Source organism: Flavobacterium sp. Flavsp81, from assembly GCF_059491325.1.
The window spans coordinates 1,829,188-1,848,781 of the sequence record NZ_CP168505.1; the positions used below are offsets into that span (position 1 = coordinate 1,829,188).

Here is a 19,594-nt window from a genome sequence, read left to right on the forward strand (position 1 = left end):
AAAGAAACATTCTACCAATAAAAAAGAAACAAATTACTTATAAAAAAAGGCGTTTTTGTAAAAGCGTCTTTTTTACTGAAATAATATACTATTCTTTGACTACTACTTGTGAACGATATTGTTTTGGCGCGAGATTTAGCTGCTTTTTAAAAAATTTAGAAAAATAATTCGGGTATTCAAAACCAAGCGCATAAGCTATTTCTGTGGTATTTAAGTCATTCCTTTTTTCGAGCATTTCCTTTGCTTTTACCATAACAAACTCGTGGATGTTTTCAATCGCTGACTTTTGGGTAAAATGCTTAATAATATCGCCTAAATAGTTTGGTGTCAAGCCTAATTTTTCTGCAAAGTATTGAACTGTTGGGATCTGATTAACTGGCTGATTGTAATAATTGATCAGGAGCTGCTGAAATTCAGATACGATAGGACTATACTGTACAGGATTTGACAAAAATTGTCTTTTATAAAATGATTCCACCAACGAAACTAAAACGTGAACATAAGAAAGTAACACTGATAAATTTTCTTTTCTGGTATCATAGTATTTCAGCATCAAACCAAAAATAGTCCTGATTTCCTGCTCTTCTTTTTCAAGCAATAATAATGGTTCATGTTCTCCATAATCATAATAGTTTTTGAACAGAAAACGGTTATCATCAATGAATTTCTTAGAAAACTGTAAATAGATTCCATTGAATGCAGGTTCTATATCCCAACCGTTCAATACCTCAGGGCTATTGAAAAAAAGAGCCGTAACGGGTTTCTTTTCGTCAGGATTAAAGTCCGAAGCAGATTTATCTATGAAATTGCTCTTGATCGAAATCCGGTAAAAATCAATTGATACAGATTCTGATTTTAAACGCATATTAGGAACATCATAATATCCAATATCAATGTTGTTGTCTAAAGGTTTTGGTAAACCGAGGTATTTATTGAACGATTCAATGTCTTTGAACAAGGTCATTTAGATTAATTTTTAATATTATTAATCAAATGATAAAGAAGAAGACAAGTCACGGTAAGCATCTGCTTGTTCTTGCAGTTCTTTTATCTTTCTCTCTGCTTCCGCAATGCAGTCTGCACCAGCTATCCAGCGCTTTGGGGGATTGTTTTCACTGGCAATTTTAACTAATGCCATAGCCAATTTCACAGGGTCGCCGCTTTGTGTACCACTTATACTTTCCCAAGCCGGGCGAAGCATAGATGTACGCTCTGCGTAATCTGCTATTTTGTTTTCAGACCATATTGTTGAAGATGGCTCCAATAAATTAGTTCTAAAAAAACCCGGATTTACAATAGTCGTATTGATCCCAAATGGTAACACTTCCAACTGTAAAGATTCCATCCAGCCTTCTAATGCAAATTTAGAAGTAGCATAGGCAGTACAAAGTTCATAGCCCACCAATCCGGCAGTAGATGAAATTGTTATAATGTGTCCTGATTTATTTTTTCTGAAAATTGGCAAAACAGCCCTTGTTACATTCATTGGACCAAATAAGTTAGTTGAGATTTGACGTTCTATCTGTTCCTGACTCAATTGCTCAAAAAAACCTGCGTAGAAATTACCTGCATTATTGACCAATACATCGATCGTTCCAAACTTCTCAATTGCAGTATTTATACCAACACTAATTTCTTGTGGATTTGTAACATCCAGCTGCACCACCAATAAATTTTCAGAAGTGTCGGTAAATGCTTTTGTTACTTTGCTTAAATTTCTGCCGGTTGCAATAACTTTGTTGCCCGCAGCAAGTGCAGCTTTAGCAATTTCCAATCCTATTCCGCTGCTTGCACCGGTTATCAGCCAAACTTTATTTTCTTTCATTTTGTCCTCTTTAAATTATTGTACAAATATAAAAGTTGACTTTATGAGGTTCGGAAACAGATTACCAATAAAAAAGAAACAAATTACTGATACAGAAAACGCTGTTTTGAAAACGTTTACTATTATTGGTTTTAAAGTTTTTTATTAAGCTGCAGACGATATTCTTTAGGGCTGAACCCTGCCATTTTTTTGAAAAATTTTGAAAAAAAGTAATTGGGATATTCAAAACCTAAATCATAAGCGACTTCGGTAGTGTTCATTCCTTTGTTTTGTTCTATTAGTTCTTTAGCTTTTTTAATAACAAATTCATGAATATTTTCTATTGCAGATTTTTGGATAAAATGCTTCATGATGTCTCCTAAATAATTGGCTGTCAAACCTAATTTATCAGCAAAATACTGTACTGTTGGAAGCTGATTCACAGGCTGGTTGTAATAATCTATTAAACTTTGTTGAAAATCCGTTACAATCCTGCTGTACTGTTTTAGGTCGGTTGAAAACTGTCTTTTATAAAATGCTTCTACCAAACATATCAATACATTTGCATAAGAAAGCAAAACTCCAAAATCTTTTTTTTCGCCTTTATAATATTTAACCATTAATTCAAAAACAGCACTGATTTCGTGAACCTCATCTTCAGTTAAATATAAGGCTTCGTGTTGACCATAATCCAGATACGTTTTGAATAAGAATCTATTTTCTTCTATAACTTTTTTAGACAATTGCAAATACATTCCCTTATAGGTTGGCTCTGCATCCCATCCCGGTTCAATTACTAAATTTGGCGTGTTGAAAAAAACAGCGGAAAGCAGCTCCGCATCAGGTGTAGATTTACTTCTGTATTTAATTTTAATTGAAATTCGGTAAAAATCCACCATCACAGGTTCTGAACACACTTTTATATGTGGAGGATCATAATAGCCAACATCAATATCGTTATCCAAAGGTTTAGGTAAACCAATCAATTCATTGAATGATATAAAATCTTTTAAGTAAATCATTTTGTAAAAAACTATTAATTATTACTCATTGATGTAATTGATTTAACTCTTATTTGATATAAAAACAAATAAATCAAAAGTATAAATTTGAGTAAAACATCTTTATACTTTCAGAAATCATTGTCATCCTAAGCGGGGTCGAAGACTTTCTAATATGCTACAATTACTCTCAAATTAAATTTTGGTGACGGGTATTGTTACAGTCAGTTTAATTTGATTAGATACTTTTTTAGACATTCCTTCCATTGTGCCAATTTTGTAATCCATTCTGTTTACGCTAAAACTGCTTTTGAAAATATTATTTACAAAAGTGAACGGAATAGTAATTTCTTTTTGAACTCCGTGCATAGTAAGGTTTCCAACAACCAAATAACCATGATTTGTTTTTGTAAATTGAGTTGATACAAAATTGATATTAGGATATTTTTCTGCGTTAAACCAATTATCGCCTCTTGCATGTCTGTTTTTTAACCAGTTTCCGGTTGCAATTGATCCTACTTCAACATTTAAAGAAAATTTAGAGCTTGCTAAATCATTTTCATCAAAAGAAATACTTCCTTTTATTTTTTCAAAACTTCCTTCAGCATAGCTGCCGGAAAATTTAATTGAATACCCTTCTTTAATTTGCCAATTAATAGTTTTGCTTATTGTGAAAGCAGATAATAACAAAGCTGTTCCTGCCAAAACTATAAAACATATTTTTTTCATTTTTACTTTTTTTAATTGCTGAATAGTATTCCAATAAAGGTAAATTTATTTAGTGGATTTTAGAGGATAATAAGCTATAAAAAAGTATGTTTACAAGTAGATTCAAATCTTAATTTAATAGTATGGAATATTCGAAAAATTATACTGCTGAAGACCAGCATATAGATGTACAAGGAATCATGGATGGATTATATTACCCTTTTTATATGGAGTATTGCCGCCATGATTATATTAGAGAGGTATTGGGCTTTGATTTTACAGAGCAGGCAGGCAAAGGCGTAAATATGGTTTTGTCCCAGTATAACATTAAATTTATCCGGTCTTTAAAAAAGAATGATAATTTTGATGTTACCTGTTCTGTATTTACTGATGCTCAGGGCCTGCCTCGTCTGCATTTTAAGCAATCTATAATAAAAGACGGAAAAATAATGGCGACAGCAGTATTTACAGGAACATGTGTTGCAGCAACCGGCGGAAGACCCTATTTACCTGAAGAGTTGCAAAACATAACCGATGCGGCTCCATTAGAGATTTAATTGAAAATGATAATGTCTTCAATTTGTTTTTATGGATGTTCATTAAAAAAAGCCCTTAAATATTAAGTTTAAGGGCAATTAAAATATCTTTCAGGCTATCTTTCGTTTTTAATATCAGATTTTCAATTTCAGAATGCAAAATATCAGGGTTAACTCCCGCCATAAATTAAAACGTCTGCATCAGCAACCAAACTTCTTGCCCAATCATTCAATATGATTTTATCCCAGGCTGAGGGATACTTGATTTCATAACTGGCAGAACTATGCTCGTTTAATGTCACATTTATTAATGCGGTTGCAAAATTTTCTGTTTGCATTATAGTTTCAAACCCTAAGCTTTTATAGATATATTAAAGAAAAACACACAGACAATCAATCAGTGCATTGAACTGTTTATCCATAAGAATAATTCATTGCCTGAATTTCGCAATTTTTAGGATTCAGAGATAAAATATTTTATTTATCTTTAGGAAACACAAATAATTTATTATTAATAATTTATAAAATACTTACTCATGACTTCTATAACTTCGAATGATATTTTGAAACAACAAAAAACACTAAAAATATTGGCATCAGTATTCTTATTTTTATCTTACCTTATTGGATTGAGTACATTAACAGGCACTCTGTATCTTTTATTGACTCCAAGAGGTATCGGAGGATGGATTCTACCCGCCTTTAGCTTTTTGGCAGGATTAATCGTTTTTCTGTTTTTGTTTTCCCTTTCAAAAATTATAGCCATTCTAATTGAAATCAGCTTAAAATGAAAAGAGCTATAATCTGTTTGTCATGGATTCTGATATTTGGATCCTGCACTGATAAGAAAAATAATCCGGAAGAAACAGTAGATGTGGTTTTGGTGGGAGGCGGAATTATGAGCATAACTTTAGCCAATATGCTTAACGAGCTTGATCCCTCATTATCTATTGTAACTTACGAGAGGCTTGATGACGTTGGTAAAGAAAGTTCATCGGCATGGAATAATGCGGGCACGGGACACTCGGCACTTTGTGAATTAAACTATACGCCTGAACGCAAAGACGGTACTATTGATACACATAAGGCTGTTGAGATTAATGAATCGTTTGAAATTTCAAAAGAATTCTGGTCTTATTTAGTGTCCGAAGGTAAAATTGGGCCTCCACATTCCTTTATCAATCCAACGCCTCATATGAGCTTTGTTACTGGTGAAGAGAATGTCAAATACTTAAAAAAAAGATATTTGGCGCTTCAGAAAGAACCACTTTTTACAGGAATGGAATTTTCTGATGATCAAAAACAAATCAAGAAATGGATTCCGCTTATAATGGACGGACGAGACCCTTCTCAAAAAGTGGCTGCGACAAAAATAGATATTGGTACAGATGTAAACTATGGTACATTGACCAGTGAACTGGCTTCGAATCTCGTCAAAGCCCGTAAAATGAAATTGGAATTTAATCATGAGGTAACAAATTTTAAAAGAAATGATGATGGAACCTGGAAAGTTTATGTCAAAGATTTAAAAAATAACCAAACTAAAACAATCACTGCAAAGTTTGTTTTTATTGGAGCTGGTGGTGCAACACTGCCCCTGCTTGAAAAAACCTATATTCCGGAAGCAAAAGGTTATGGCGGATTTCCTGTCAGCGGAGAATGGCTGGTGTGCAATAATCCTAAAATAATAGCACAGCATCAGGCCAAAGTATATGGAAAAGCTTCCGTTGGCTCCCCTCCTATGTCTGTTCCGCATCTTGATACACGAATTATTAATGGTAAAAAGGAACTCTTATTTGGCCCTTTTGCAGGTTTCTCCTCTAAATTTTTAAAAAATGGTACCTGGGGTGATTTACCCGAATCTTTTAATTTCTATAATATCAGGCCCATGTTAGAAGCCGGACTTGATAATGTTCCGCTTACAAAATATTTAATTGAACAAGTTGTGCTAACACCTGAACAGCGATTAGCGGCACTTCGTGAATATTTTCCAAAAGCCAAAATGGAAGACTGGAACCTTAAAATCGCCGGTCAACGGGTTCAGATAATAAAAATAGATGAAACAACCCAAGGCGGAATACTGCAATTTGGAACTGAGGTTGTTACTGCTTCAGATGGCAGTGTTGCAGCTTTGCTTGGCGCATCGCCCGGTGCTTCCACTTCAGTTCCGATTATGCTTACAGTAATTGAACAGTGCTATAAAAATGAATTAAAAACTCCAAAATGGCAGGCAAAAATTAAAGAAATGATTCCGTCTTATGGACAAAAACTATCGGATAATATCCCTTTGGCAAATAAAATAAGAAAAAATAATTGTGAAAAACTGGGAATAGTCTGGAAAGAAATCCATAAAGAGACGCTTCATTAATATACTATATATTGATTTGTAAAACTTCCGGCTAAATTTTAGAGGAAGTTTTTTGATTTTGTAGAAGAGCTTTCTTTGTATACAAGAAAACAAATACATACATTGGTTAATACCTGTTAGTAAATTTGGTTTAAAACAGTTCGAAATTAAAAAAACATTTTGCTATAAAAAAAAAAAATTACCCACTCATATCATATACAAGTGAGTAATCTATTGTGCAATTATTAAAAAAATCTAAATTATACAAGAATTGGCCTTGTATAAATCCTGTATTGGGGGAAGTTCAGGATTATAAATTCATTTTTTAATTAAAAAGAGCCACAGGTATTTCCTGCAAATGTAGCACCTGCACCTGCTGATACATCTGCCTTAACAGCTGATGCATCAAGAGTTACGATTGAATATGGAGGTGTAAAAGCAGTATTTTTTCCGGCAATATTTCCTGAAGTATTTGTAAAAATATTTCCAACAGCAGTAACAGCAGTAAAACCGGTCATTAAATCAATTGGAGTCTTAACATTTTCAAATACATTTTTTTCTACACGAATACTGGCTTCTTTACCTGCCATAACACACTGGGCACTGGCCGTACTGTTAAAATAGCTATTAATGATATGTACCTGACCAAATCTTACTCTTGGCATTCTGGCTTTGCATCCACTAGCCCACCAGCAGCGTGCAAATGTAATTCTGAATTTTCCGCGATCGCCTGTAGCATCGTCACCAGATCCAATTAAATTAGAAAATCTATGATCATCAGAACCTCCTGAACCTCCAGCTCTTGGCGCTTTCAAATAATTGAATTTGGTATAAGAAAAAGTAATATAATCTGATTTGTTTTTAACATCAAAATTTCCATCAACACCATCTCTTGATTCACAATGGTCAATCCATACATTTTGACAATCATCTAAAGTTGCGTTATCCCAGCCATCAGTATCATAGGCTCCCGGTCCTTCAAAAATCAGGTTTCTAATGATGATGTTTTTACATCTTTTAACATATATAATACCTGAGCCCGCTTTGGTTTGATCATTAGAAACCAATTTTGCACCGCTTGTACCATATATTGTTTTTCCCGTTTGATCCTGAAAAGAGATTCTTCCTCCGGAAGGTATAGTAATAGTACCTGAAACTTTTACAACTTTTACATCCTTATTTTCAATAGCTGCTTTTAATAAAGCATAAGTGTTTACTGCCTTTTCCGCTGCAGCTCCTCCTCCCGTTGTTCCTCCATTTTGTGATGCCCATCCGGGAACCTGGGCACAATTTCCAACTTTTGCTGTTAAGTTCTGACTTGTTGAGACTGTACTTTGACCATTCTGATCCGTAATTTCTTCGTTATTGCAACTTGCAAAACCGAACATCAATGCTACCAGAAGCACTGAGAATGTAGATTTAATTTTCATAATAATTAATTTGGGGATTTAATTTAAACCGCAAAATTGTGTATAAATTATTACAGAAAAGATGAACTAGTTCATCTTTTTCTCAAAAAATTATCTTATCACTATCAAATTCGTCTTTTTTTCTATTTAATTTAAAAAATCCCCATATTTTCAGGTTTGATTACAAATCCCAAACGCAGCATGCTTTTATGCTCCTGGTAATCAATCAAACTTTCTGTGTAACCTACAAACCATTGAAGTGTGAGATAATAGTTTTCATTGTTATATGGTTTCCAGTTTACCTGTGTCTGTAAAGATCCGTAATTGATAAGGCCGCTACCCTTTCTGAAAAGAATATCTGCACTCCATCGTCCCGGCATTATCTGATAAGTTGCACTCGCTTCGCCATAGCCCAGATATTTGGTAAGTTCAGGATTATCTTCCTTATCAATAATAGGAAACCATCCCCTCAGTCCGATAGTCCAACGTGGAGAAATCTGTGACTTTAATGAGAAGGCAAGCATATTCCATGTTCTGGAATAAATGGAGTCCCTGCCATTTGATTCGTGTTCTAATGAAATTGTTCCATACGTCAGCCTTCCGCCTTTTAAATAAAATGGACGGACGATGGCCACACCAGGATTAAAATTAATTTCTGAAAATGGTTTTGAGCTTGCATACATATCCCAAAAAGCTTTTTGAGTGTACATCAAATAAGGAAAAAAACCACCCCATAAAGGCTTTGAATTCAATCGAAGCTTAAAACTTACCTGATATTTTACATCAGCAGAGTTGCGGGTGATTCCAGTATTCAGTGGTATACCTGTTAAAAAATAATTGTCTTTATGAACAGAAAAACTAGGTTCTTTCAACAGTGAATCTGCTGCCCGGAAATCTTTTTTATGTTCTAAAATTTGGGAATTTGTTTTAATTGAAAATAAAATGATACAAATCAATAGGTATTTCAAGTACATTCTTATGGTATAGATTAGGGATTTTTTTTAGTATTTATGCGAATGTATGTTATTTAATGAATTCATATTAACTCAATAAACAGGAGAGTTAACTCAATAAAAATCAATCTAAACACTAGATTGATTTCGAACCAAAAAAACCCTTAAAAATCAGAGAATTTTAAAGGCTAATGATTGAATATAAACCTTTTACCTCAATCCGGATTAAGGGTAAATTCAAAATCATATAGATAAGCTATAGAAAAAACTAAATTAACTCAAATAATTATATTTTATATTTTTATCGAATCCATTAAAACATTGGTCTCTATTTTTCATACAATCTGTTAATCTAATAAATTCAGCTGTTTTTTACTTTAACACCAAACTTCCACCAATACAATTGTAAAAATGTATAACGTCTTCCGACTTTTGTATAAGTAGTAACAATGACTCCTGCTCTAAATTTGCCTCATTATTAATAACATAAGAAATAAAAAAATGAGCAAAACAATTTTAATCACAGGAGCATCATCAGGGTTTGGACTGATGCTGGCAAACGACCTTCATAAAAAAGGTTTTAATGTAATCGGTACTAGCAGAGAACCTGAGAAATACAAAGGTAAATTTGCATTCAAATTGTTGCGTTTGGATATAGATGACGATAACTCCATTAATTCATTTGCAGAACAGGTATTTAAAGAAACTAAGCAATTAGATGTTTTGGTAAATAATGCCGGTTTCATGATTACTGGTTTAGCTGAAGAAACACCAATCAATGTTGCAAGAAAGCAGTTTGAAACTAATTTTTGGGGAACGGTTAAGGTAACTAATGCATTGCTGCCACAATTCAGAAAACAAAAATTTGGACAAATCATAACAGTAAGTTCTATCGTGGGTTTGATTGGGCCTCCTAATTTATCTTACTATTCTGCATCAAAACATGCGGTCGAAGGTTATTTTAAATCTTTACGATTTGAATTAAATCAATTTAACATTAAGGTAAGTGTAGTTGAACCAGTTTGGTTTAAAACAAATTTGGGTCATAATGCAGTTTCTTCAACAGGAAACATCCAGGATTACAATATTTATAGAAAACAAGTGAATGCTGTTACACAAAAAGGATTAGATGAAGCACAGTCACCGGATGCCGTAGTAAACATTATTACTAAATTAATTGGAACTAAAGAACCAAAATTCAGCAATCCGGTTGGTAAAATGTCCGGAATGATTGCCTTTCTTCAAAGTTTTGCCCCAAAAATGTTTGAAAATTCAATATTAAAAAGCGTAAAAACAGCATAATCAAACAATTATTTTATCTACTCCAACAGAAGTTTTTGTAATGATCAATCAAAAAATTAATTTATAAGTTGGAATGTTTTCAGACTATCAAAAGCATTCCAATCTTATTTCAAATAAGAAAAAATGAAAAATAAAATTATCACTAACGCAACGCTAAAAATTCATCCAAACTTTATTGATGATGTGTTACCATTCGCAAGTGAAACAAGAAGTCATATCTTAATCGAAGAAGGCTGTGAAACCTTTATTTTAATGAAAAAAGCTGAAGAACCGGATACCATCGTAATCTTTGCAGTTTATACTTCAAAAGAAACTTATGACTGGCATCTTGAACAATATTACGTAAAGAATTTTTTCGCTTTTCTACAGGGGAAACTTATTGCTGAACCAGAGGTAATTTATTTAGAAGAAATTTAAACCCATTAAGTAAAATATAACCTTTAAGACGTAAATTTATAATTTGTAAAATGATAAAATATGAAAAATTACAAAACAATAAGTGAACTATACATCGCGAACGGTTTTCCACCTCCTGAAAATCCTTTACTTGGATTGGTAACTTTTGAAGAGCTGCAAGGCTGCACATTTGCCGAAACAGAATTTACGATGGGCTTTTATAAAATAGCTTTAAAAAAAGTAAAATCCGGGACAATTTTATACGGAAAGACGAAATACGATCATGACAATGGTTCGATGGCATTTATAAATCCCGGGCAGAAAATTACAATGAGCGATATTGAATTAACCGAAAAAGGTTTTATGATTTATATCCATGAAGATTTTTTAATGAATACCAATCTACATTCAGAAATAAAAAAATATGGCTTTTTTGACTATGAAGTAAATGAAGCTTTACACTTATCCCCAAAAGAAGAGGAAACTATTTGGGATTTATTCTACAAAATAAAGTTAGAATATTATAACAATCAGGATGATTACAGCAAAGACATTATGCTGACCCATATTGATTCAATTTTAAAATATTCACAACGTTATTACAAGCGACAATTTCTAAACAGAACCTCATTATCAGGAACAATAATTACTAAATTTACTGAAATTCTTAAATTTTATTTCGAAAGTGGAAAACTTCAAAAAGAAGGATTGCCAACCGTAAAATATATGGCATCAAAACTATCGCTGTCTTCAAGATATCTAAGTGATTTACTGAAACAGGAAACCGGTAAAACAGCTTTGGATCATATTCATATTTCATTAATTACAGAAGCCAAAAATCTACTGGTAAGTACTGACAATACTGTCTCTGAAACTGCCTATGAATTAGGATTTGAAAATCCCCCTTATTTTTCCAGGTTGTTTAAAAAAGAAGTAGGATTAACTCCGACAGAGTACCGGGAACAATTCTTGAATTAATCTCTGATTATTGGCATGGAAGTCAAATAAACTTTAAAAAGACTATAATTATGCGACTATAATTTATTTTTCCGTAAGGGGTCGGATGGATTCTATGGTAATTTGTAAAATACAAACTTTAAAAATAGCTATGAAGGCTAAATAGTGTTAAACCTTCAACAAAAGAATCCGAAGAATTCACTCCGCAAAAATATAATAATTCTAAAAATAGTGTTATGAAAAAAGCAAAACAACCATGAATATGGTCAAACAGATCCGATTTTATTGATCAAAATACTCCTGTTGATAGTACTCAATTCAAAGCGAAGATCAATATCAGCAAGAAGTTAAGAAAGGGCATACACCAGAATTTGGAGAGAGTAATTCTGATTATATAGACCAAAAACTCTTGTTGATAATGATAATCCCACTGCACTGGCTACTATGGCATCAAAGCTATGTTCAGGAGAAAGAGCCTGCCTTAAAGAAGACAGACCCTTCATCTCCCACTACAAAATTTTTAACTCCCATTTTGGTGAGCTCACTTCTATCGCTGCCAGCCCTGACCATAGCAGTAACTTCTGCCCCTGCTCTAGGAACTCCTTCACAATCTAACTCCCAAGGAATCCTGTTGCACCAGCAACGACAACTTTCTTAGTATGCATTTTTATATGTTTAAATTATTTTTATTTCTTTATTCTACAAGGAGAACAACCTTCCCATTTACTCCACCAGCTGTTAAGAAATCCTGAGCTATCGCCGCTTCTTCAAGCTTAAATATTTTGGAAACAATTGTTTGAAATTTTCCGGCTGCTATCAGGTCAATTCCGTTTTGTAAGGTCTTAGGCGATATGTCGGAAACTACAAAATAAGCTTTCACATTATATTGCTCAGCCAGCTCCTGTGATGGTGGTGTAGCAATACTCAATAGTTTACCGCCTGACTTTAAAACCTTGAAAAGCTTTTCCTGAACTTCGCCACCAGCTGTATCTGCTACCAAATCAACATCTCTGACAATATTGGCTACGTCCTGTAATTTATAATCAATTACTTCGTCAGCACCAAGGCTTTTTGCTAATGCCACCCCATGTCCCGATGCTGTTACAATAATGTATGCACCTGCAGCCTTTGCCATTTGTACCATAGCACCGCCAACTGCACCGGCACCACCCTGAATTAAAACTTTTTGGCCTCTTTCTAATTGTCCTTCTGTAAATAGTACTGATTGTGCAGTCCCTATATTGACAACTATTGAAGCTGCTTCTTCAAAAGACAAATTTTGCGGTTTAGGCAAAACAAAATTTTCGTTTGCAGTCACATATTCTGCATAGGCATTTTTCTTTGTAAGGGCAATGACCTCATCACCCGCTTTAAATTTGGATACATTACCGCCAACGGCAACAATTATCCCTGAAGCTTCGCCTCCCGGTATAAAAGGCATTTCTACAGGACGGATTTCTTTCATAAATCCCATTCGTATTTTCATATCTATCGGATTCACGCCTGCTGCCTTCACCCGGATTAAAACATCGTTTTCACTTTGGATCGACGGTATCGAAACATCAGTCAGTTCAATCACGGCTGAACTTCCATAATCTTTGTATTGAATTGCTTTCATGATTTTAAGTATAAAGTGGATAATCGGTGTAACCTGCTTCTCCCGGAGAATACAATGTGCCGAAGTCAACATCATTGAGCGGGGCGTTTTTTTCAATGCGCTTTACAAAATCAGGATTGGCAAGGAATCCGCGACCAAAGGCAGCAAGGTCTGCAGAATTGTTCAGCAGCTTTTCTTCCGCTGTTTCAGGGGTTAGTCCATTACAGATTATGATAGTATTATTAAACCCTGCACGGATTGCCTTATATGTCTTTTCAGGAATTTGAGGATTGGTCGAAAGATGGATATAGGAGATTCCCAATTTATCCAATTCACTGCTTAGATAGGCATAGGTTTGATGCACTTCTTCTGTATCGTAAGCCCCTTGATCGCTTAATTGTGAAAACGGAGAAAAGCGAATTCCGACTTTATCAGGTCCAATAGCTGCTGCAATTGCTTCAGTAATTTCTACCGTAAGACGGCTTCTTTTTATTAGATTTCCTCCATATTGATCCGTTCTGTTATTCACATTTGGGTTTAAGAATTGTTCCAGTAAATACCCATTGGCACCATGAAGCTCTACCCCATCAAAACCTGCAAGAATTGCATTTTTGGAAGCATGTACAAAATCGGCAATCACACGCGTAATTTCATCTAGACTAAGGGCTTTCGGAACAGAGTGTTCCTGCATACCAAGAGAATCGGTAAAGATTTCACCGGCCGCCTTAATATCTGAAGGACCTACGGGATGCATTCCTTCGGGCAGGTTCGCAACGTTAGAGATGCGTCCGGTATGCATGAGCTGCAGGAAAATCTTTGATCCGTTTTGGTGCACTGCTTCCGTGACTTTTTTCCAGCCCGCAACCTGTGCTTCAGAATAAATTCCGGGAATACGCGGATAACCCAGCCCCTCAGGACTTGGTGAGGTACCTTCTGTAATAATCAATCCGGCACCGGAGCGTTGTGCATAATAGTTTGCCATTAGTTCATTTGGAAGATTTTCGATAGCCCTGCTTCGGGTCATCGGCGCCATTACCAGATGATTTTTAAATTTTAGCGAGCCTTTCTCAAAAGGCGTAAGTAACTTTTTCATTTTGTCATATTTAATTATATGAACAAATTTAGAAGTTAATAAGTGGGCAAAATAACCGAAAAAGACATAAGAATAGTCCTATCCGACAATTACAATTTTAAAATTGAGCAAATTAGGTTATGCAGTATAGGAGAACTTCTTAGGCGTAATGCCGTATTGCTTTTCAAATAACCTGCTGAAATGACTAAGGTTTGAAAATCCCAACTCATAGCCAACCTCAGAAACGGAATGTTTGGCTTGTTTCAATAAAAAAGCGGCTTCTTCCATCCTCGCCTTCTGGTAATAATTATAGATTGTATCTCCAAATGTCTGCTTAAAGAGCTGCTTAAGTTTTGTTTCGCTCATCGAAGCTATACTGGCCAGCTCACTTAAAACGGGCGGAGTGCTGAGATCAGTCAATATTTCGTTGCGAATGACCAAAAGTTTCTCTGCATCATTGCTATTTATACTCTTAAAGGTTGTGTTTTCCCTCAGCGACAGCTTACTAAAAAGAAGGTACATTAATTCCTGTACTTTAATCTGTACATAAAAATTGCTCATAGAATTATTCATGTCAACAGATACAATGTTTTTAAGAAGCAATTGCATTTCCGGATCTAAACTTTCAAAAAAGAGAAAGGATGCATTCTCTGCCGTAATGGTTTTTATGGTACCGTTTGGATTTTCAATCGACAGAACTGATTGCAATCTATTAGCAGTAATACCCACTACTATATATTGAATATTACTGCCGGCAGGAAAACGAATTTCGGTTCGCAAATCATTTGTCGACAACAAAATGGAAGAATCATTTTTTTGTGAGAAAGGTATATTTTCCTCATTCTTATAGGTAACTTCCAAATCATCTTTATTGCTATAAAAGAAAATGGTACGTACATTATTAGACTTTAAAGCCGGATTGCGTTTAATAATTAAATCTTCTTTTAAAATATATCGATGGATGGTTAATCTGAAATCATCTCCAAACCCAACTTTACGTACATAGCCCTCCCCCATACTCTTTGGAATTTCCAAAACATTATCCCTCACAGGAACATTAATTTGCTGTGCAAACTGTGTTATAAAGTCAAAACCAGGGGCTGCTGTAAATTCAAAAATCATATTAATCAAGCAATTTAATTGGCATTACTAAATTAGCTTAAATAATTATATTCTAATCTTGCTTTCCCTAATGTATTAAAGTATTAATCTCTATTTTCATAATATCCCTGAGAAATACTAAAAAAATATATTCTGTAAATATTAAAATTTCTAATTTTTAATATTATTACGATAAGGCTACATGCCGTAGATGAAAATCTTTCGTCCAGCTTCGGTGGACTTATCTTTTATCTTAACTTTGCACACCTGTAAGCGTAAACACTCAAAAATATAAAATTTACAAGCTTACGTATTAGGAGTCATAATCATTTACGGTATTAAGTTCAGCATCAATTGTATCTCCTGATTTTTCCTTAATTAAATTAAGATCAGTCAAAAAAAGTGGAAGTGAAAAAAGTGGAAAATGAACCAGTAAGCTGGACTATTTGTCAGGAATGTCAGGGACGCGGTAAAAAAAGTCGAAGGATAAGTAAAAAAGTACGGCTTCAGTATCAGATTGCATTGGATAAATTTGAAAAAACGCAAGGCGAAGGTATAGCTCCACTTCCTCCCAAAGGAAATCTGTACTCATGCTTAAATTGTTGCGGGTCCGGGTTGCTGCCTGCTGCCAAACCTCTTATTGCAGATAAAGAAAACTATCCACACGTTGCAATCATTGGCGGTGGTATAGGCGGAATGGCTCTGGCTGTTGCTTGTTTGCACCGCGGAATTCCTTTTACACTTTACGAACGCGATAAAGATTTCGATGCCCGATCTCAGGGCTACGGACTCACTTTGCAACAAGCCAGCAAAGCAATTCAGGGATTAGGTATTTTCTCTTTAAAAGAAGGGGTGATTTCAACAAGACATCTGGTTCATACTCCGGAAGGAAAAATAATCGGGGAATGGGGAACCAGAAAGTGGCTTCAGTCTGATGTGAAAACGTCTTCGAAACGTACGAATGTGCATATCGCACGACAATCTTTACGATTGGCTTTACTTGAGCAGCTCGGAGGAAATAATGCGGTACAGTGGGGACATCAATTAATAGATTTTAAGGAATGTGAGGGTGAAGGTGTTGATCTCAACTTTCAAGTCGATGGGAAGATAATGAACACCAAGGCAGATCTTTTGGTTGGAGCCGATGGTATTCGTAGTTCTGTACGAAGACTGCTGTTTGGTGAAGACAGTACCCCTTTACGTTATCTGGGCTGTATTGTGATATTGGGTATTTGCCCTTTGAATATGCTCCAAAATCTTAATAGTTCTTTACTGGACTCGGCCACAGTATTTCAAACCGCCAATGGCAACGAACGAATCTATATTATGCCTTATGCATCAGATTCCGTGATGTGGCAACTTAGCTTCCCAATGTCTGAAAAAGAAGCTAAGGAATTAAGTGCTAAAGGGCCTCAGGCACTCAGGGAAGAAGCATGTAGCAGAATCCAGTGGCACGACCCTATTCCTCAGATTTTATTGGCAACCCGGGAAGCTCAGATTTCCGGCTATCCTGTATATGACCGCGAATTGCTCAAGCCGGAATTGTTGGAAAAGTCAGGACAAGTGACCCTGATCGGAGATGCTGCACACCCAATGAGTCCATTTAAGGGACAAGGTGCAAATCAGGCGTTGCTGGATGCCCTTACACTTGCACGGGGCATTTTTAAAGGATGTAAACCTTTATCTAACTGGAGACAAGCAGGAATAAGAAAAAATGTACTAACCGAATTTGAATCAGAAATGTTAGAGCGTAGTGCTTCTAAAGTACAAGATTCAGCAGAAGCCGCACAATTTTTACATTCCGAAATTGTGCTTCATGAAAGTGATGCGCCGAGAAGATGGTTTAAGAAAAAAGATGCTTAATAATGTTGGTAAGGCACAAACAAAAAATATCTTTAAAACAGATTAAAATAGAAAACTAAATCCTTATTGAATTTAGACGAAAGACCAACTTCAAATTTTTTTAATACAAATTAAAAAGAGCTGCCGGTAAAAACAGCTCTTTCAGGTTTTTCAAATAGTGTACAAGCTTACTAATTCAAATACTTCTAAAATGATAATGAATGAAAAACCAATAAGTATAATATGACCGCTAAACGGTTTAAGATTTCGATTTCATAACCACTTCTACAGTTTTATGCTGTGCAAAAAACTGTTCTGCAAAAGCCTTTATATCTGATACGGTTATTTTGTTTAATGTTTTCAGAATGGCTCCAACATTTTGGGCAAAATAAAAACTGGCACGGTCTTTTGGAAAAGCATTATGGAGTACATGATATTTGATATTTTTTCTTTTGCGATCAGATTATTTTTTGAAATTCCTAATCCCTTCCTGCAGCCACTGATAATAGCTATTGATATCCGGATTATAAGCAGAAGGTTTATTTAGATCATTTTCTTTATGATCCATTAAAACATAATAAGGCTGCGCATTTGTTTTATATTTTAAAATCTGCAGTTCACTCCATTTCTGTCCTGTGTATTTCAAGACTTTACCGGTAATTTTGGAAACAACCTGTTCTTCAGTTGCAAGTGGTCTTTTGTCGTCTACATATAAGGAAATCATAACCACATCATTATTTAAAACATTCAAAACCTTAGGATCCGGCCATACGCGTTCTTCCATTTTACGGCAGTTTACACAGGCATATCCTGTAAAGTCAATCATTACGGGTTTGTTTACTTTTTTGGCGTAAGCTAAACCCTGCTCATAATCGTGAAAAGTTTGAATTCCGTTTGGACCACTTTCCGCACCTTCCGGTAATGCTTGTTTTTCTGTGCTCTGCACAACTGTATTTCCAAAACCATTTGGTGATTCGCTGTATTGTTTTGCCGGCGGAAAACCGCTGATGTATTGTAAAGGCGCTCCCCAGAGTCCAGGAACCATATACACCACAAATGACAAGACGATAATTCCTAAACTTAATCTCCCAACAGAAATATGTGTTACGGGCGTATCGTGCGATAATTGGATCTTCCCAAATAAATAAAGAGCCAGTACAGAAAAAATGGCAATCCATATCGCAAGAAATACTTCTCTTTCTAATAAATGCAGTTGTAAAACTAAATCGGCATTGCTTAAAAATTTAAAGGCTAAAGCTAATTCTAAAAAGCCTAAAACTACTTTTACCGAGTTCAGCCAGCCTCCCGATTTAGGAAGTGAGTTCATCCAGCCTGGAAATGCTGCAAATAAGGCAAATGGCAATGCAATTGCTAATGAAAACCCAAGCATTCCAACAATTGGCGCAATTCCCGCCTGACTTGCTGCCTGAACGAGTAAGGTTCCTACAATAGGTCCCGTACATGAAAATGAAACTACAGCTAAGGCTAATGCCATAAAGAAGATGCCAAGAGCGCCGCCAATTTCTGATTTCTGGTCGATTTTGGTCAGCCATGAACTTGGCAGTACAATTTCGAAAGCTCCTAAAAATGATAATGCAAAAACCAATAACAGCAGGAAGAAAATTATATTAAAAACGACATTTGTAGCTAAAGCATTCAGTGCATCTGCACCAAAAATGGCTGTAACCAGACTTCCTAAAATCACGTAAATCACGATAATAAAAATACCATACATCACTGCATTTTTAATTCCTGCAGCTTTGTTTTTACTTTGTTTGGTAAAGAAACTTACTGTCATTGGAATCATTGGAAATACGCAGGGCGTAAACAAAGCCGCAAGACCTCCTAAAAAGCTCAAGAAAAATAATGTCCATAAACTTTCTTCAGGTGCTGTTTTTCCTTTTGAAGCTTTTTCAGCCACACTATTTACATTTTTAGGAATCTCTGTGCTGGTAGTAGAAACAGAATCTGTTGTGTTGTTTGTGGTATCCTGTTTAACTGTAGATTCGTCTTTTACAGGTGAATCGGTATTTTTTTGAGTGGTGCTTACATCCTGATTTTCCTCTTTTTGAACCGGCAGATCTGATTTTTTGAATGTAAATTTTACTTCTTTATCTGTTGGAGGCAGACAGCTGTTATCATTGCAGACCATAAAAAATATGCTGGCATTAATGGTAAAAGCATCTGCTGATTTTCGTTCTATATTTTGTGTGAAAACTGCTTTGTCTGCAAAGTATTTAATCCTCATCTGAAAAACCGGATCATCTACTTCATGTCCCTCTGGTTCTGCAACAGCCCCTAGAGTTCTAAAATTTTTCGATTTAGGAAAAGTAAAACTCGTTGGTGCCGGTCCTCCTTTTGGTACATTCTGAGAGTAAATATGCCAGCCTTTATCGATCCTGGCCGTTATGATCAGGGTATATTTGTTCTCTCCTATTTCTTTTACGGAAGAAGTAAACGAAACTGGATCGTAAATTTGGGCAGTAAGGTTACTTACCGCAAAGAAAATTGCGATAAAAAGAAATATTTTTTTCATGTTATTGGAATGTTTAAAATTGCCTTGTGCAGC

Annotated in this window: 18 protein-coding genes; 7 read left to right on the forward strand and 11 right to left on the reverse strand. The window is 35.1% G+C overall.

Annotation, left to right across the window (positions count from 1 at the left end; translation table 11 throughout):
* Window positions 1-88 precede the first annotated feature (88 nt).
* From ACEN92_RS07330 to ACEN92_RS07345, 4 genes are all read right to left on the reverse strand, one after another.
* On the reverse strand, window positions 89-964 hold the full coding sequence (locus ACEN92_RS07330; protein WP_495641720.1) for a helix-turn-helix domain-containing protein: 876 nt from the start codon (window positions 962-964) through the stop codon (window positions 89-91).
* A 21-nt stretch (window positions 965-985) separates the two neighbouring features.
* The gene (locus ACEN92_RS07335; protein ID WP_495641721.1) at window positions 986-1,825 is read right to left on the reverse strand and encodes an SDR family NAD(P)-dependent oxidoreductase; all 840 of its coding nucleotides are present in this window, start codon (window positions 1,823-1,825) and stop codon (window positions 986-988) included.
* A 131-nt stretch (window positions 1,826-1,956) separates the two neighbouring features.
* Complete coding sequence (locus ACEN92_RS07340) at window positions 1,957-2,826, reverse strand: helix-turn-helix domain-containing protein (protein WP_495641722.1); 870 nt, start codon at window positions 2,824-2,826, stop codon at window positions 1,957-1,959.
* A gap of 174 nt (window positions 2,827-3,000) precedes the next feature.
* Entirely contained in the window at window positions 3,001-3,534 is a 534-nt protein-coding gene (locus tag ACEN92_RS07345) for a YceI family protein (protein ID WP_495641723.1), read from the reverse strand.
* A gap of 122 nt (window positions 3,535-3,656) precedes the next feature.
* On the opposite strand from ACEN92_RS07345, the gene ACEN92_RS07350 reads away from it, so the two are divergent.
* Window positions 3,657-4,070, forward strand: coding sequence for an acyl-CoA thioesterase (locus tag ACEN92_RS07350; RefSeq protein WP_495641724.1), 414 nt, complete (start codon window positions 3,657-3,659; stop codon window positions 4,068-4,070).
* Window positions 4,071-4,219: 149 nt separating this feature from the next.
* Here ACEN92_RS07350 and ACEN92_RS07355 read toward each other — a convergent pair whose 3' ends face one another.
* Window positions 4,220-4,387: a hypothetical protein gene (locus ACEN92_RS07355; RefSeq protein ID WP_495641725.1), complete on the reverse strand. Its 168-nt coding sequence runs from the start codon at window positions 4,385-4,387 to the stop codon at window positions 4,220-4,222.
* A gap of 198 nt (window positions 4,388-4,585) precedes the next feature.
* Between ACEN92_RS07355 and ACEN92_RS07360 the strand changes: the two genes are divergently transcribed.
* Both ACEN92_RS07360 and mqo read left to right on the forward strand, forming a co-directional pair.
* The gene (locus ACEN92_RS07360; protein WP_495641726.1) at window positions 4,586-4,840 is read left to right on the forward strand and encodes a hypothetical protein; all 255 of its coding nucleotides are present in this window, start codon (window positions 4,586-4,588) and stop codon (window positions 4,838-4,840) included.
* Window positions 4,837-6,417, forward strand: a complete 1,581-nt coding sequence (gene mqo / locus ACEN92_RS07365; RefSeq protein ID WP_495641727.1) for a malate dehydrogenase (quinone) — start codon at window positions 4,837-4,839, stop codon at window positions 6,415-6,417. Before ACEN92_RS07360 ends, mqo begins: the two co-directional genes overlap by 4 nt.
* A 308-nt stretch (window positions 6,418-6,725) precedes the next feature.
* Here the strand turns inward: mqo and ACEN92_RS07370 are convergent, their stop codons facing one another.
* Both ACEN92_RS07370 and ACEN92_RS07375 read right to left on the reverse strand, forming a co-directional pair.
* Complete coding sequence (locus tag ACEN92_RS07370) at window positions 6,726-7,826, reverse strand: pectate lyase family protein (protein ID WP_495641728.1); 1,101 nt, start codon at window positions 7,824-7,826, stop codon at window positions 6,726-6,728.
* A 131-nt stretch (window positions 7,827-7,957) separates the two neighbouring features.
* Entirely contained in the window at window positions 7,958-8,779 is an 822-nt protein-coding gene (locus tag ACEN92_RS07375; RefSeq protein WP_495641729.1) for a phospholipase A, read from the reverse strand.
* A 480-nt stretch (window positions 8,780-9,259) separates the two neighbouring features.
* On the opposite strand from ACEN92_RS07375, the gene ACEN92_RS07380 reads away from it, so the two are divergent.
* The 3 genes from ACEN92_RS07380 (at window position 9,260) to ACEN92_RS07390 (ending at window position 11,434) form a co-directional block, all read left to right on the forward strand.
* Complete coding sequence (locus tag ACEN92_RS07380) at window positions 9,260-10,060, forward strand: SDR family NAD(P)-dependent oxidoreductase (RefSeq protein WP_495641730.1); 801 nt, start codon at window positions 9,260-9,262, stop codon at window positions 10,058-10,060.
* A gap of 123 nt (window positions 10,061-10,183) precedes the next feature.
* A complete protein-coding gene (locus tag ACEN92_RS07385) occupies window positions 10,184-10,477 on the forward strand; it encodes a putative quinol monooxygenase (protein WP_495641731.1) in 294 nt (97 codons plus the stop codon).
* Between the two features lie 60 nt (window positions 10,478-10,537).
* Window positions 10,538-11,434, forward strand: coding sequence for a helix-turn-helix domain-containing protein (locus ACEN92_RS07390; RefSeq protein WP_495641732.1), 897 nt, complete (start codon window positions 10,538-10,540; stop codon window positions 11,432-11,434).
* A 673-nt stretch (window positions 11,435-12,107) separates the two neighbouring features.
* Here ACEN92_RS07390 and ACEN92_RS07395 read toward each other — a convergent pair.
* From ACEN92_RS07395 to ACEN92_RS07405, 3 genes are all read right to left on the reverse strand, one after another.
* Window positions 12,108-13,031, reverse strand: a complete 924-nt coding sequence (locus tag ACEN92_RS07395; protein WP_495641733.1) for an NADP-dependent oxidoreductase — start codon at window positions 13,029-13,031, stop codon at window positions 12,108-12,110.
* Window positions 13,032-13,035: 4 nt separating this feature from the next.
* Window positions 13,036-14,103: an alkene reductase gene (locus tag ACEN92_RS07400; RefSeq protein ID WP_495641734.1), complete on the reverse strand. Its 1,068-nt coding sequence runs from the start codon at window positions 14,101-14,103 to the stop codon at window positions 13,036-13,038.
* Window positions 14,104-14,220: 117 nt separating this feature from the next.
* Complete coding sequence (locus tag ACEN92_RS07405) at window positions 14,221-15,204, reverse strand: helix-turn-helix domain-containing protein (protein ID WP_495641735.1); 984 nt, start codon at window positions 15,202-15,204, stop codon at window positions 14,221-14,223.
* A 387-nt stretch (window positions 15,205-15,591) separates the two neighbouring features.
* Between ACEN92_RS07405 and ACEN92_RS07410 the strand changes: the two genes are divergently transcribed.
* Window positions 15,592-17,046 carry an FAD-dependent oxidoreductase gene (locus tag ACEN92_RS07410; protein WP_495641736.1) on the forward strand — a complete coding sequence of 485 codons (1,455 nt, stop codon included), beginning with the start codon at window positions 15,592-15,594 and terminating at the stop codon, window positions 17,044-17,046.
* A 442-nt stretch (window positions 17,047-17,488) separates the two neighbouring features.
* Here ACEN92_RS07410 and ACEN92_RS07415 read toward each other — a convergent pair whose 3' ends face one another.
* On the reverse strand, window positions 17,489-19,561 hold the full coding sequence (locus ACEN92_RS07415; protein WP_495641737.1) for a protein-disulfide reductase DsbD family protein: 2,073 nt from the start codon (window positions 19,559-19,561) through the stop codon (window positions 17,489-17,491).
* Between the last annotated feature and the right edge of the window lie 33 nt (window positions 19,562-19,594).

Excerpts from the sequence above, each read along its gene's own strand:
- ACEN92_RS07330 (WP_495641720.1), bottom strand. The coding sequence starts at position 964 with ATGACCTTGTTCAAAGACATTGAATCGTTCAATAAATACCTCGGTTTA.
- ACEN92_RS07335 (WP_495641721.1), bottom strand. The coding sequence starts at position 1,825 with ATGAAAGAAAATAAAGTTTGGCTGATAACCGGTGCAAGCAGCGGAATA.
- ACEN92_RS07340 (WP_495641722.1), bottom strand. The coding sequence starts at position 2,826 with ATGATTTACTTAAAAGATTTTATATCATTCAATGAATTGATTGGTTTA.
- ACEN92_RS07345 (WP_495641723.1), bottom strand. The coding sequence starts at position 3,534 with ATGAAAAAAATATGTTTTATAGTTTTGGCAGGAACAGCTTTGTTATTA.
- ACEN92_RS07350 (WP_495641724.1), top strand. The coding sequence starts at position 3,657 with ATGGAATATTCGAAAAATTATACTGCTGAAGACCAGCATATAGATGTA.
- ACEN92_RS07355 (WP_495641725.1), bottom strand. The coding sequence starts at position 4,387 with ATGCAAACAGAAAATTTTGCAACCGCATTAATAAATGTGACATTAAAC.
- ACEN92_RS07360 (WP_495641726.1), top strand. The coding sequence starts at position 4,586 with ATGACTTCTATAACTTCGAATGATATTTTGAAACAACAAAAAACACTA.
- mqo (WP_495641727.1), top strand. The coding sequence starts at position 4,837 with ATGAAAAGAGCTATAATCTGTTTGTCATGGATTCTGATATTTGGATCC.
- ACEN92_RS07370 (WP_495641728.1), bottom strand. The coding sequence starts at position 7,826 with ATGAAAATTAAATCTACATTCTCAGTGCTTCTGGTAGCATTGATGTTC.
- ACEN92_RS07375 (WP_495641729.1), bottom strand. The coding sequence starts at position 8,779 with ATGTACTTGAAATACCTATTGATTTGTATCATTTTATTTTCAATTAAA.
- ACEN92_RS07380 (WP_495641730.1), top strand. The coding sequence starts at position 9,260 with ATGAGCAAAACAATTTTAATCACAGGAGCATCATCAGGGTTTGGACTG.
- ACEN92_RS07385 (WP_495641731.1), top strand. The coding sequence starts at position 10,184 with ATGAAAAATAAAATTATCACTAACGCAACGCTAAAAATTCATCCAAAC.
- ACEN92_RS07390 (WP_495641732.1), top strand. The coding sequence starts at position 10,538 with ATGAAAAATTACAAAACAATAAGTGAACTATACATCGCGAACGGTTTT.
- ACEN92_RS07395 (WP_495641733.1), bottom strand. The coding sequence starts at position 13,031 with ATGAAAGCAATTCAATACAAAGATTATGGAAGTTCAGCCGTGATTGAA.
- ACEN92_RS07400 (WP_495641734.1), bottom strand. The coding sequence starts at position 14,103 with ATGAAAAAGTTACTTACGCCTTTTGAGAAAGGCTCGCTAAAATTTAAA.
- ACEN92_RS07405 (WP_495641735.1), bottom strand. The coding sequence starts at position 15,204 with ATGATTTTTGAATTTACAGCAGCCCCTGGTTTTGACTTTATAACACAG.
- ACEN92_RS07415 (WP_495641737.1), bottom strand. The coding sequence starts at position 19,561 with ATGAAAAAAATATTTCTTTTTATCGCAATTTTCTTTGCGGTAAGTAAC.